The sequence below is a fragment of the Thermococcus sp. MV11 genome, assembly GCF_012027285.1.
Classification (GTDB): Archaea; Methanobacteriota_B; Thermococci; order Thermococcales; family Thermococcaceae; genus Thermococcus; species Thermococcus cleftensis.
In genome coordinates this window covers 215,896-227,789 of record NZ_SNUD01000002.1, presented here as the reverse complement: position 1 = coordinate 227,789, position 11,894 = coordinate 215,896, and the positions used below count along the sequence as shown (strand labels likewise).

At 56.4% G+C, this 11,894-nt stretch carries 13 protein-coding genes; 7 read left to right on the top strand and 6 right to left on the bottom strand.

Translation table 11 applies throughout. The features are described from left to right. Positions 1 to 40 precede the first annotated feature (40 nt). From E3E27_RS06630 to E3E27_RS06610, 5 genes are all read right to left on the bottom strand, one after another. Entirely contained in the window at positions 41 to 730 is a 690-nt protein-coding gene (locus tag E3E27_RS06630; protein WP_167773917.1) for a metallophosphoesterase, read from the bottom strand. Between the two features lie 22 nt (positions 731 to 752). Continuing rightward, positions 753 to 920 carry a hypothetical protein gene (locus E3E27_RS06625; protein WP_167773916.1) on the bottom strand — a complete coding sequence of 56 codons (168 nt, stop codon included), beginning with the start codon at positions 918 to 920 and terminating at the stop codon, positions 753 to 755. Between the two features lie 30 nt (positions 921 to 950). Further along, positions 951 to 1,955 (bottom strand): phosphoribosylformylglycinamidine cyclo-ligase, encoded by a 1,005-nt coding sequence (gene purM, locus E3E27_RS06620; protein ID WP_167774077.1) that lies wholly within the window; start codon positions 1,953 to 1,955, stop codon positions 951 to 953. 96 nt (positions 1,956 to 2,051) lie between these two features. Beyond that, complete coding sequence (locus E3E27_RS06615) at positions 2,052 to 2,621, bottom strand: hypothetical protein (protein ID WP_167773915.1); 570 nt, start codon at positions 2,619 to 2,621, stop codon at positions 2,052 to 2,054. After that, positions 2,567 to 3,109 carry a hypothetical protein gene (locus E3E27_RS06610; RefSeq protein ID WP_167773914.1) on the bottom strand — a complete coding sequence of 181 codons (543 nt, stop codon included), beginning with the start codon at positions 3,107 to 3,109 and terminating at the stop codon, positions 2,567 to 2,569. The genes E3E27_RS06615 and E3E27_RS06610 overlap by 55 nt, the downstream gene beginning before the upstream one ends. Before the next feature lie 229 nt (positions 3,110 to 3,338). Between E3E27_RS06610 and purT the strand changes: the two genes are divergently transcribed. Beyond that, complete coding sequence (gene purT / locus E3E27_RS06605) at positions 3,339 to 4,628, top strand: phosphoribosylglycinamide formyltransferase 2 (RefSeq protein ID WP_167773913.1); 1,290 nt, start codon at positions 3,339 to 3,341, stop codon at positions 4,626 to 4,628. 137 nt (positions 4,629 to 4,765) lie between these two features. On the opposite strand, the gene purE is transcribed toward purT, so the two are convergent. Continuing rightward, on the bottom strand, positions 4,766 to 5,197 hold the full coding sequence (gene purE, locus E3E27_RS06600) for a 5-(carboxyamino)imidazole ribonucleotide mutase (protein ID WP_167774076.1): 432 nt from the start codon (positions 5,195 to 5,197) through the stop codon (positions 4,766 to 4,768). Between the two features lie 106 nt (positions 5,198 to 5,303). Between purE and purD the strand changes: the two genes are divergently transcribed. Genes purD through E3E27_RS06570 form a run of 6 tightly spaced genes read left to right on the top strand, consistent with a single transcriptional unit; the run spans position 5,304 to position 11,837 of the window. Then, positions 5,304 to 6,620, top strand: a complete 1,317-nt coding sequence (gene purD, locus E3E27_RS06595; protein ID WP_167774075.1) for a phosphoribosylamine--glycine ligase — start codon at positions 5,304 to 5,306, stop codon at positions 6,618 to 6,620. Between the two features lie 10 nt (positions 6,621 to 6,630). Continuing rightward, the gene (locus tag E3E27_RS06590) at positions 6,631 to 7,773 is read left to right on the top strand and encodes a formate--phosphoribosylaminoimidazolecarboxamide ligase family protein (protein WP_167773912.1); all 1,143 of its coding nucleotides are present in this window, start codon (positions 6,631 to 6,633) and stop codon (positions 7,771 to 7,773) included. 10 nt (positions 7,774 to 7,783) lie between these two features. Continuing rightward, positions 7,784 to 8,026 (top strand): phosphoribosylformylglycinamidine synthase subunit PurS, encoded by a 243-nt coding sequence (gene purS, locus E3E27_RS06585; protein ID WP_167773911.1) that lies wholly within the window; start codon positions 7,784 to 7,786, stop codon positions 8,024 to 8,026. 1 nt (position 8,027) lies between these two features. Beyond that, the gene (gene purQ, locus E3E27_RS06580) at positions 8,028 to 8,699 is read left to right on the top strand and encodes a phosphoribosylformylglycinamidine synthase I (RefSeq protein ID WP_167773910.1); all 672 of its coding nucleotides are present in this window, start codon (positions 8,028 to 8,030) and stop codon (positions 8,697 to 8,699) included. A 4-nt stretch (positions 8,700 to 8,703) separates the two neighbouring features. Continuing rightward, entirely contained in the window at positions 8,704 to 10,845 is a 2,142-nt protein-coding gene (purL, locus tag E3E27_RS06575; protein WP_167773909.1) for a phosphoribosylformylglycinamidine synthase subunit PurL, read from the top strand. Further along, a complete protein-coding gene (locus E3E27_RS06570; RefSeq protein WP_167773908.1) occupies positions 10,842 to 11,837 on the top strand; it encodes a formate--phosphoribosylaminoimidazolecarboxamide ligase in 996 nt (331 codons plus the stop codon). Before purL ends, E3E27_RS06570 begins: the two co-directional genes overlap by 4 nt. Positions 11,838 to 11,894: the final 57 nt, after the last annotated feature.

The following is an 11,894-nucleotide window of genomic DNA, read 5'->3' as shown; positions in this document are numbered from 1 at the left end:
ACTCTTTCGGGTTTGATTAAAAACTTTTTGCTTCCTAAATTCAAACTGGGCCGAGCCTCTTGAGGATTTCGGCAAGCCTTCCCAGCTCCCCAAAATCCAGGAGCTCTCCCTCGACGGGCACCAGCACGCGCAACTTTGAGGTGCCGAACTTCCGAAGGAACGGCGAAACTATCTCCCTCGTCACATCGTTACCGTAGGCCCAGGGACTGAAGGCTGGCAGGACGATAAGCCTCTCGCCCCACAGAAAAGCCGGTACCTTCACGCTTGCCCCCACCTCGTCCCTCAGCCTTATTGCGGGGTGTTCGTGGCCGATTATGAACCTCTCTCCTTCCTCCAGCCTGTGGCCATGGACCAAGGTCCACCCTCCGACTTCTAACCTGTCCACGATTTCAACTCCCCTCTCCCTCAGCCACAGTATTCCCGGGTCGTGATTTCCCCTGACCACTATTATCTCATCGACTTCGCCCTCAAGGGCGTCGAAGAATCTCTCCAGCTCCTCCCGTTCCCGCCTGAACGGGACGAACGAGTGCTTCAGGTCGCCGTCGATGATGAGCCTCTTCGGCCTTTCCTTTTTCACAACGGCCAGAACCTCTTGGATAAGCCTGTCGAGGAGGTTGGGGACGTAGTTGCCCTCCCTGGCCATCGATTCCTCAAATCCTATGTGGAGGTCCGCTATTACCAGATCTTTTCCCAGCAGGACCGCTTTCTCGGGAACGGGCCTCGGCCTCATGGTACCTGGAAAGGGCTGGGGCTTAAAACGCTTGCCGTTCGGACTCGTGAGTTATCCAGACGGTGTAGCAGCCCTTCGCGTCTTCTTCGATAACAATCTTTCTCAATCGGGGCCCGTATTCCTTCACGGCCTCCTCAACGACGGCCGGAAGGTTCTCAAGGAATGCCTTCTTCTTTACGGTTAGCTCCATGGGACCACCGAAAAAAGTTGGGAGAGGGGCTTAAAGCCTTACCCCGTAGTTCTCTATCGTTATTCCTGGCCTTTCCGTGACGGTTCCAAGCTCAAAGCTCTTGAAGTGTTTGTTGAGGATTTCCAAAGCGGCCTCCTTCTCCCCCTGCGGGACCACCGCGACGAAGCCGACCCCCATGTTGAAAACGCGGAACATCTCCTCCAGCGGAACGCCGTTCTCGTGGACGAGCTTGAATATACCATCAATGGGTGGCATCTTCAGCCTGAAGCCGTAGCCCGTGAGGCGCTTGAGGTTGGTCAGCCCGCCCCCGGTTATGTGTGCCAGCCCGTGAACCTCGACGCTTTCCAGCAGCTCAAGAACCGCCTTCACGTAAATCCTCGTTGGCTCCAGGAGCCACTCCCAGAGTTTCCTGCCCCCGTACTCGTAGTCGAGGCCGTACTTCGGGATGAGGAGCTTTCTAGCCAGCGTGAGGCCGTTGGAGTGGATTCCCGAACTGGCGATCCCGATGACGGCGTCGCCGGGCCTTATCTTTTTCCCTGTTATGACTTTCCCCTTCTCCACGACGCCGATGGCCGTTCCGGCTAAGTCGAAGCCGTTGATGAGGTCTGGCATAACCGCCGTCTCCCCGCCGACTATCGCTATTCTGGCTTGTCTCGCCCCTTCGTAAAGACCCTTGGCTATCTCTTCAAAAACTCTCTCATCAGGCTCCCTGACTGCGAGGTAGTCCACCAGTGCGACCGGCTCGGCCCCAACGCAGAGCAAATCATTGACGTTCATTGCCATCATGTCTATCCCTATCGTGTCGAACTTTCCGACGGCTTCTGCAACGAGCACTTTCGTTCCGACGCCGTCCGTCGTCATCGCGAGGTAAAATTCTCCAAAATCCATCAGTGCCGCGTAATGGCCGAGGTTCTCGGCCGGTTCGCCGAGCTTTCCTTTTCTGAACCTGAACGTCTCCTTCGCGAGGCCTATGATTCCTTTAAGGGCCATCGCAGTTTTCTCGTCATCAACTCCAGCCTGCGCGTAGGTCAGCATGAGCACCACCGGAGAGAGTGGGGGGACGGGCTTAAAAGGTTTGCCGTGTTCATGCTAAACTTCGTCAAAAAAGATTGAAAATTAAACATTTAACTGTTAATTAAGGCGCCTGAGCAGGGGCAACGCGCCCAGCAGGACGAGCAACCCTGGCCCGCAGACCTTCTTTTTGTCGTTTGATGCGGTGTGCTGAGAGGGAGTGGTTTTGATTGGTGGGGTGGGGGGAGTGTCCGTTGAATTTGCCGTGACGTTTCCACCCGCTGATTTGGTCGTGTTCACGCTCGCCTTCTCACAGACGAACTTTTCCAGGCTCAAAACACTGGGGGAACGAGCGGTTCCATTCTCAACCGTAAAGAGTAGCGGGACCTCATCAATACTTACCCCTACTGGGACTTGGATTACTCCCGTGTTAATCAAGACAGCCCCCTGTTCCGCTCTAAACGCTTCCAGCTTCAGATTTGAAGCGTTGATCCCCTCAGGGAGTGCGAGAGTGTAGCTTTTTCTTCTTAATGTAAAGTGGAGTGTTCCGTTCTCAATTCTTACGGGAGAGCCAGCGAGGGAAACGTTAGGAGGTTTAAAGGCAGAGGCGTTCCAGAGGAATCCCCTGCAGGTGTTTATTTTTGTCCCGTTGGGATACGAAACGATTCTGCACGTTGAAACGTTTTCCAACAGGTTCCATTGAACCTGCAGAGCGTCTTCACTGTCACGTTTTTGAGAAGTGTGAAATTGTGATGCCTGCCTTCAATCGTAATGGTTACGTTTTGATATGGAACGCGGGTGCTGGTGACAGTTAAAACGTAGAGCGTCCCGTTCATGAACCCGACAAAAATTCCCTGCCCGATGCCGGTGCCTCCAAGCAGGATTGTTTTGTTCCCGTCGGTGAGGAGGTAGTACTCATCGGGTATGCCAACCGGCACCGGCGTCCATTCTCCTGCTATCATCGCGCAGGCATAACTGTTCTTGACAACTTCAATGAGGAGCCAGCCGTTGAAAGAGCTGATTGAATTTACAGAATAAAGCTCATACGGCGAGCAATCCGCCGAAACGAACTGAAGAGACAGTAGAGAAAACACAAAAATGATGAGAGCCAGTCCAGAGGTTTCCTTAGACATGCCAGATCCATTCCACCTAACCCACCACAGACCAAACTTTGGCATAAGAAATCACCGACTGCATGTAGTTAATGGCTATATAAAAACCCCTTGGTTAAATAAAACCATTAAAAACGCTCTAAAAGTTCCAAAATTGGTAGAAATTATGGCATAGTAATCCCTTACTCCTGCGTATTTGTGAAGAGGTGTGGGGTTGTTTGCCATCTTTCTGCTTAAAAAGACTTAAATATGAGCAATTTTTAACATTTTAACGTCAAAACTTGAGGTGATCCTTATGATTAAGCCCCGCGATGAGCTCGGAACGGCCATGACCGACTCGGCCCAAAAGATACTCCTCCTCGGGAGCGGTGAGCTCGGGAAGGAGATAGCCATCGAGGCCCAGCGCTTGGGAGTTGAAGTTATCGCCGTTGACCGCTACGCCAACGCCCCGGCCATGCAGGTTGCACACCGCTCCTACGTCGGTGACATGCGTAAGGCTGACTTCCTCTTCTCGGTCGTCGAGAGGGAAAAGCCCGACGCTATAATTCCGGAGATAGAGGCAATTAATCTGGATGCACTCTTCGAGCTTGAGACGGACGGCTACTTCGTGGTTCCGAATGCGAAAGCGACGTGGATAGCGATGCACCGCGAGAGAACGAGAGAAACCCTCGCGAAGGAAGCAAAGGTTCCCACCTCCCGCTACGCATACGCAACAACCCTTGACGAGCTCTACGATGCCTGCGAGAAGATAGGCTATCCCTGCCACACCAAGGCGATAATGAGCTCCTCCGGCAAGGGCTCCTACTTCGTTATGGGGCCGGAAGATGTCCCAAAGGCCTGGGAAGAGGCTAAGAAGAAAGCCCGGGGGAGTGCCGACAAGATAATCGTCGAGGAACACATTGATTTTGACGTGGAGATTACCGAGTTGGCAGTTAGACACTACGACGAAAACGGGGAAATCGTCACGACCTTCCCGAAGCCCGTCGGTCACTACCAGATTGACGGGGACTATCACGCAAGCTGGCAGCCGGCCGAGATAAGTGAGAAGGCCGAGCGTGAGGTTTACCGCATAGCGAAGCGCATAACGGACGTCCTCGGCGGCCTCGGACTGTTCGGCGTTGAGATGTTCGTTAAGGGCGACAAGGTCTGGGCGAACGAGGTCTCCCCGAGGCCCCACGACACGGGCATGGTAACCCTCGCCTCCCACCCGACTGGCTTCTCGGAGTTTGGACTCCACCTCAGGGCGGTCCTCGGCCTCCCGATTCCCGGCGAGTGGGTTGAAGGTTATCGCCTGTTCCCGCTCCTGACGCCAGCAGCTACACACGTAATCAAGGCCAACGTTTCAGGCTACTCCCCGCGCTTCCGCGGTCTTTCAAAGGCCCTCAGCGTCCCGAACGCGACGGTGAGGCTCTTCGGGAAGCCCGAAGCTTATCCTGGAAGGAGGCTCGGCGTCGCCTTGGCTTGGGCCAAAGACATTGCCGAGGCAAAGAGACGTGCCGAGATGGTTGCCCACGCTGTGGAGCTTAGAACCCGGAGTTCGGGCTGGCATCAACAGGATTACGAAAGGAGAAAGCACCTGCTATAATTAACACTTTGTTACAGTTCGATGGAAAAAGGAAAGATTTAAAAGGGCCGAAGTGTTCCACATTGTAGGCTAAAATAGTATTGAGCTTCGGCTCAAATAAGGTTGCGGGTGGAATAAGCCCGTGTTTCGATGCGGGCTTACGCCCGCATCCTTTCCCTGTACTCTTCAAGCTTCTTCCCCAGGTTTTCGTCCTTCAGGGCAAGGATTTCTATCGCGAGCAAAGCGGCGTTCTTGCCGTTGTCTATGCCGACCGTTGCCACGGGAACCCCCGGCGGCAGCTGGGCGATGCTGAGTAGCGCGTCGAGGCCGTTCAGTTTGGCCGAGACCGGGACGCCTATCACCGGCTTGACCGTGTGCGCCGCTATGACTCCTGGCAAAGCTGCGCTCAGGCCCGCTATCGCTATGAAAACGTCGTAGTCCTTCTTAGCTAGCTCTTCAACCTTCTTCGGATTCCTGTGGGCCGAAGCGACCTCAACGTCGTACTCAACGCCGAACTCGTCGAGAACTGCCGTAACCTTCTCCGCAATATGGGAGTCGCTCCTGCTTCCCATAACCACGAGCACCTTCATGGGCTTCACCGAAAGAAATTGTCCGCGACACTTTATAAGTTTTGCCATTTTAATGTAAAAACAAAGCTTAAAAGTTGTAATTTTTGACAAATAAATGGTGAAGCTCATGAAGGTTCTGCTCGTTGGAGGTGGCGGTAGGGAGAACGCCATCGGTGAGGCGCTCGTGAGAAGCGGCGCCGAGCTCTACGTCGTTTCGAAGCACAGAAATCCCGGGCTGACAAGGCTGGCAAAGAGATACGGCCTGGCCAGGGAAACCGATGTTCCCAGAGTTCTTGAGTTTGCGGAGAAGTGGGGGATCGATCTAGCTTTCATCGGCCCCGAGGCGCCCCTGGAGAGGGGGATCGTTGATGCACTTGAGGAGAAGGGTATCCCTGCGGTGGGGCCGACCAGGGAAGCTGCACAGCTCGAGACCAACAAGGCCTTCGCTAGGGCCTTCATGGAGAGGCACGAGATTCCCGGCAGGAAGCTCTTCCGTGTCTTCGAGGATGTCTCTGAGATGCGCTCGTGGATAGATGACTTTGGAAGGCCGGTCGTTGTGAAGCCCCTTGGCCTGACGGGCGGTAAGGGAGTTAAGGTCGTTGGTTACCAGCTGGGGGACAACGAGGAGGCAAAAGCCTACGCCGAGGAGCTCATCGGGAAGGACGGTAAAGTCCTCATCGAGGAGCGCACCGACGGCGTTGAGTTCACCTTCCAGGTCTTCACGGACGGGAAGAGGGTAACCCCGATGCCCCTCGCCCAGGATTATCCCCACGCCTACGAGGACGATAAGGGCCCCATAACCGGCGGCATGGGCTCATACTCATGCGCGAACGGCCTGCTCCCCTTCGTGACGCGCGAGGACTACGAAAAGGCCCTGGAGACGCTCAAGGCGACGGTCGAGGCCATGAGGAAGGAGGGGACGCCCTACAAGGGAATCCTCTACGGCCAGTTCATGCTGAGCAAAGACGGGCCGGTTCTCATAGAATACAACGCCCGTTTCGGCGACCCCGAGGCGATGAACGTCCTCCCGCTCCTCAGGACGAGCCTGCTTGAGATCGCTGAGGGAATCGTTGACGGCAACCTCAGGAAGGCGGAGTTTGAGAACAAAGCCACCGTCGTCAAGTACCTCGCACCGAGGGGCTATCCAACGAACCCGGTTAAAGGCGTTAAGGTCGAGGTGGACGAGGAGGCCGTTGTTAAATCCGGGGCTAGGCTCTACTACGCGTCCATTGATGAGAACTTTACGCTCCTCGGTTCGCGCGCCATAGCGGTCGTTGGAATCGCCGAATCCCTCGATGAAGCCGAGAGCATAGCCCAGAATGCCATTGGCCATGTGCGTGGTGAACTGTTCTACAGGCGCGACGTTGGGACGTGGAGAAGCGTGGAGAAGAGAATACGCATTATGAGGGAGTTTGGAAAGGAGTTCGAGCCGAATTCATGCTGAGGTGGTTAACATGATAAGCCGCGAGGAAATTTTAGGAGTCCTTGAGAGGTACGACCCTGAGAAGATAACCGTCGGCGTCCTCGGAAGCCACTCCGCCCTTGACATAGCGGACGGGGCGAAGGAGGAAGGCCTTCCAGTTTTAGTTGTCGCCCAGAGGGGCAGGCACAGGACCTATGCGGAGTACTTCAAGCTGAGGAAGACGAAGGACGGTTTAACCAAGGGCTTCATTGACGAGGTTATGGTCCTTGAGAAGTTTGCCCAAATCATTGATACCCAAGAGGAGCTGGTAAGGAGGAACTTAATCTTTGTGCCAAACCGCTCCTTCGTGGTCTACACGGGCATAGACAGGGTGGAGAACGACTTCCGCGTTCCGCTCTTCGGGAGCAGGAACCTGCTTCGGAGCGAGGAGAGGAGCGAGGAGAAGAGCTACTACTGGCTCCTTGAGAAGGCCGGTCTTCCCTACCCGGAGCCCGTTAGCCCAGAAGAGATTGATGAGGTCGGCCTAGTCATCGTCAAGCTGCCGCACGCGAAGAAGAGGCTTGAGCGCGGCTTCTTCACGGCGGCAAGCTACAAAGAGTTCCGGGAGAAGGCCGAGAAGCTCATCAAGCTCGGCGTCATAACCGAGGAGGATCTGGCAAAGGCCAGAATCGAGCGCTACATCATTGGGCCGGTCTTCAACTTCGACTTCTTCTACTCGCCGATAGATGGGGAGATTGAGCTCCTGGGAATCGACTGGCGCTTCGAGACGAGCCTGGACGGCCACGTGAGGCTTCCGGCGAGCCAGCAGTTGACCCTTCCGGAGTGGCAGTTCGAGCCTGAATACACAGTGGCGGGCCACGCTTCCTCAACGCTCCGCGAGAGCCTTCTGGAGAAGGTCTTCGACATGGCCGAGCGCTACGTCAGGGCGACGCAGGAGTACTATCCACCCGGAATAATCGGGCCCTTTACGCTCCAGACGGCCGTTGACAAGGATCTCAACTTCTACATCTACGATGTAGCGCCGAGGACGGGCGGTGGAACCAACATCCACATGGCGATGGGTCACCCCTACGGCAACGCCCTCTGGAGGAAGCCGATGAGCACCGGAAGGAGGATTGCCCTCGAGATAAAGCGCGCGGTTGAGCTGGACGAGCTTGAGAAGGTGGTAACGTGAGGTGGTTGAAATGAAGTGGAAGGTTACCATCATCGTTCGCCTCAAGGAAGGCCTCAACGACCCGGAAGGAAGGGTCATAGGAAACGCCCTCAGGAACCTAGGTTTTGCCGTGGAGAACCTTCGCGTTCCCAAGTACTTCGAGTTCGAGCTGGAGAGTGAGAAGCCTGAGCAAGAGGTCGAGGAGATGTGCAGAAAGCTCCTTGCCAACCCCCTGATCCACAACTACGAGTACAGCATCGAACCGGTGAGCTGAGATGGTTAAGTTCGCGGTCATCGTCTTCCCCGGAACAAACTGCGACTTTGAGACGGAGAGGGCCATAAGGAGGGCCGGTGCAGAGGCCGAGCGCGTCTGGTACAGAGCTAATCTCAGGGACTTCGACGGCATCGTTCTCCCAGGGGGATTCAGCTACGCCGACTACCTTAGGGCCGGAGCGATAGCGGCGAGGCAGGAGATAATGGAAGAGGTTAAGGAGTTCGCCCGCGAGGGGAGGCCCGTTCTTGGGATATGCAACGGCTTTCAAATCCTTACCGAGGCCGGCCTTCTGTCCGGGGCTTTGAGGCCCAACAGGGTTCCGCGGTTCCTCTGCAGGTGGGTCCACCTCCGCGTTGAAGACACTGAAACGCCCTTTACTACCCTTTACGAGCCCGGCGAGGTTATCAGAATGCCGATAGCCCACGCGGAGGGTAACTACTACGTAGACGACCCCTCGAAGGTCAGAATCGTCTTTCAGTACAGCGACGAAAGGGGCAACGTAACCGAAAAGGCAAACCCCAACGGCTCGGTTCTGAACATAGCGGCCGTAGCCAACGAGGGGGGCAACGTCCTCGGAACCATGCCCCACCCGGAGCGCGCGAGCGACCGCTTTCTGGGTAGCGAGGACGGTCTGAGGCTCTTCAGGAGCATGGTGGAGTGGGCGAGGAGGTGATGGAATGTTCCCGCACGAGGAGAAGCTCATCCGTGAGAGGCTTGGGAGAGAGCCTAACGAGCTCGAATGGGCCATGCTCGAAGTTATGTGGAGCGAGCATGCCTCATACAAGTCGAGCAGGCCGTGGCTGAAGCTCCTGCCGACCGAGAACGAGCACGTGATTTTGGGCCCCGGTGAGGACGCTGGAATAATCAGGTTTGACGATGAGACCTGGATAGCGGTTGGAATCGAGAGCCACAATCACCCTTCAGCGGTGGAGCCCTACGGTGGAGCGGCGACGGGCGTCGGTGGAATCGTCAGGGACATACTCTGTATGGGTGCAAGGCCGATAGCTTTGCTTGACCCGATACGCTTCGGGCCATTGGAGAAGGAGCGGAACCGGTATCTCTTTGAGTACGTCGTCAAGGGCATAGCCGACTACGGCAACAGGATAGGTGTCCCGACGGTCGGAGGAGAAACCGAGTTCGATAAGAGCCTTGAGGACTACACGCTCGTCAACGTTGCCTGCGTTGGGATTATGAGGCCCGAGCACCTCGTCCACAGCTACGTCACCGAGTCCGGTCTCAAACTCATCCTTGTCGGTAACAGAACCGGGAGGGACGGGATTCACGGTGTCACCTTCGCCAGCGAGGAGCTGGGAGAGAACGCCGAGGAGGAAGACCGCTCCGCGGTGCAGATTCCCGACCCCTTCACTGAGAAGCTCCTCATAGAGGCCACCCTTGAGGCGGTCTACACCGGCAAGGTAAAGGCGCTCAAAGACCTTGGTGGTGGCGGTTTGACCTGCGCCGCCTCTGAGATGGCAGGGAAGAAGGGCTTCGGCGCGGTAATCTACGCGGACAGGGTTCCCCTCCGCGAGCCGGGGATGAGCGTTACCGAGGTAATGATTTCCGAAAGCCAGGAGAGAATGCTCTTCGCGGTTAGCGAAGCCGACGTCGATGCCCTCGGAAAGATTTTCGAGAAGTACGGCCTTGAGTGGACGGTTGTTGGGGAGGTCGTTGAGGAACCGCGCTTTATCGTCTACTGGGAGGGCGAGAAGGTCGCTGACATGCCCATCGAGCTCCTAACGAACGTTCCAACGATAGAGTGGGAGATGAAGCTTTACAGCATCGAAAAGCCTGCTGAGACGCCTGACGTCCCCTTCGAGAGAGCCTTCAACCTCGTCTGGAGCAGTCTGAACGTCGTGAGCAAGCGCTGGGTCTGGGAGCAGTACGACCACGAGGTTCAGGGGAGGACGGTCCTCAAGCCCGGGAGAGACGCCGCCGTCCTGAAGCTCAACGACGAGTATGGCCTGGCCTTCGTTGCCGACGGAAGTCCAAACCACAGCCACCTCAACCCCTACCAAGGTGCGATGGGTGCCGTAGCTGAAGTCGTCAGGAACCTCGTGAGCGTTGGGGCTGAACCCTTGGCCTTGGTGGACAACCTCAACTTTGCCTCGCCCGAGAGGCCCGATGTTTACTGGAGCTTCGCTGAAACGGTGAGGGGGCTGGCCGATGCGGCTAAAGCCTTCGGTTTGGCGTACGTCAGCGGCAACGTCAGCTTCTACAACGAGATCTCAAACAGGCCGATAAAGCCGACCCCCGTCGTTGCCGGCCTCGGGAAGGTAAAGCTTGAGGAAATCCCTGAGATGGGGCTGAGCGGTGGGCTGCTCATAGGCGTCGTTGGGATAACGAAGGCAGAACTCGGCGGCTCGGAGCTGTTCGCGAGGCTCGGCGTCGAGGGAGGTTTCGCCCCAAGGGTGGATCTCCAGGAGGAAAAGGCCAACGCCGAGGGGATTCTGAAGGCTATACAGAAAGGTCTCGTTAGGGCGGTGCACGATGTGAGCAGGGGAGGAATCGCCGTCGCCTTGGGGGAGATGGCTCTGGCAGGAAGCACGGGCTTTATGGTGGATTTCTCGAAGGTTCCAGCCGAAACATCAAACCCGGTCGAGGTGGCTTTCAGCGAGAGCCACTCCCGCTATATCGTGGCCTTCCCGAAGGAAAACCTCGATGAGCTCACTGCCATCTTCAGGGACTTCGCCGTCATTGGAAGGGCCGGCGGAAAGGAGGCGGCCTTCCTCTGGGACGGAAGGGAGCTCCTCAAGAGACCTCTCGAAGAGCTCAGGGCAATCCATGAGTCCCTGCCAAAGCTTCTGGGTGAGGAGGAATGAGGGTAGCGACCTACGCTTCACACTCTGCCCTCCAGATTTTGAAGGGGGCAAAGGGGGAGGGCTTTGAGACGATAGCCTTTGGAAACCCCCGCGTTAAGCCCCTCTACACGCGCTACTTCCCTGTGGCAGACTACTTCATTGAGGGAACTTACCCCGAGGAGCGACTGCTTGAGTTAAACGCAGTCGTTATACCCACAGGCTCGTTCGTCGCCCATCTCGGAATCGAGCTTGTTGAAAAAATGCGCGTCCCCTACTACGGCAACAAAGAAGTCCTGAAGTGGGAGAGCGACAGGAACCTCGAGAGGAAGTGGCTCGAGAGGGCAAAGCTCCGCCTCCCGAGGGTCTACGATGACCCAGACGAGATAGACGGGTCGGTCATAGTCAAGCCCTTCGGCGCGGGCGGTGGAAAGGGCTACTTTTTGGCCAAGAGCCCCGGGGACTTCTGGAAGAAAGCCGAGAGGCTCGGCATCAGGGACAAGGAAGACCTTGGAAGGGTTCAGATTCAGGAGTACGTCCTCGGCGTCCCGGTTTATCCCCACTACTTCTACTCGAAGCTCAACCGCGAGCTGGAGCTAATGAGCATAGACCTGCGTTACGAGTCAAACGCCGACGCGATAGGAAGGATCCCGGCCAAAGAGCAGCTCGACCTCGAAATTAACACCAACTACACGGTGGTGGGCAACATACCGCTCGTTCTCAGGGAGAGCCTGCTGATCGATATTATCGAGGCCGGTGAGAGGACGGTCAAGGCTGCCGAGGAGATCATGGGCGGCCTGTGGGGCCCCTTCTGCCTGGAGGGGGTCTTCACAGAGGAGCTGGAATTCGTGGTCTTCGAGATTTCCGCGAGGATAGTGGCGGGAACAAACCCCTTCGTCCACGGCTCGCCCTACAGCTGGCTCCGCTATGACGAGCCGGTAAGCACGGGAAGGAGAATCGCGATGGAGCTGAAGCAGGGATTAGAGGAGGATCGGCTCGATGAAATTTTGACGTGAAACTGTCTAATTTCCGCTCGGATAGGTTTATAAATTGACGTCCGAATGGTTGGCAAA

Coding starts and splice junctions, on each gene's coding strand:
- E3E27_RS06630 (WP_167773917.1), bottom strand. CDS start 730: ATGAGGCCGAGGCCCGTTCCCGAGAAAGCGGTCCTGCTGGGAAAAGAT.
- E3E27_RS06625 (WP_167773916.1), bottom strand. CDS start 920: ATGGAGCTAACCGTAAAGAAGAAGGCATTCCTTGAGAACCTTCCGGCC.
- purM (WP_167774077.1), bottom strand. CDS start 1,955: ATGCTGACCTACGCGCAGGCTGGAGTTGATGACGAGAAAACTGCGATG.
- E3E27_RS06610 (WP_167773914.1), bottom strand. CDS start 3,109: ATGCCAAAGTTTGGTCTGTGGTGGGTTAGGTGGAATGGATCTGGCATG.
- purT (WP_167773913.1), top strand. CDS start 3,339: ATGATTAAGCCCCGCGATGAGCTCGGAACGGCCATGACCGACTCGGCC.
- purE (WP_167774076.1), bottom strand. CDS start 5,197: ATGAAGGTGCTCGTGGTTATGGGAAGCAGGAGCGACTCCCATATTGCG.
- purD (WP_167774075.1), top strand. CDS start 5,304: ATGAAGGTTCTGCTCGTTGGAGGTGGCGGTAGGGAGAACGCCATCGGT.
- E3E27_RS06590 (WP_167773912.1), top strand. CDS start 6,631: ATGATAAGCCGCGAGGAAATTTTAGGAGTCCTTGAGAGGTACGACCCT.
- purS (WP_167773911.1), top strand. CDS start 7,784: ATGAAGTGGAAGGTTACCATCATCGTTCGCCTCAAGGAAGGCCTCAAC.
- purQ (WP_167773910.1), top strand. CDS start 8,028: ATGGTTAAGTTCGCGGTCATCGTCTTCCCCGGAACAAACTGCGACTTT.
- purL (WP_167773909.1), top strand. CDS start 8,704: ATGTTCCCGCACGAGGAGAAGCTCATCCGTGAGAGGCTTGGGAGAGAG.
- E3E27_RS06570 (WP_167773908.1), top strand. CDS start 10,842: ATGAGGGTAGCGACCTACGCTTCACACTCTGCCCTCCAGATTTTGAAG.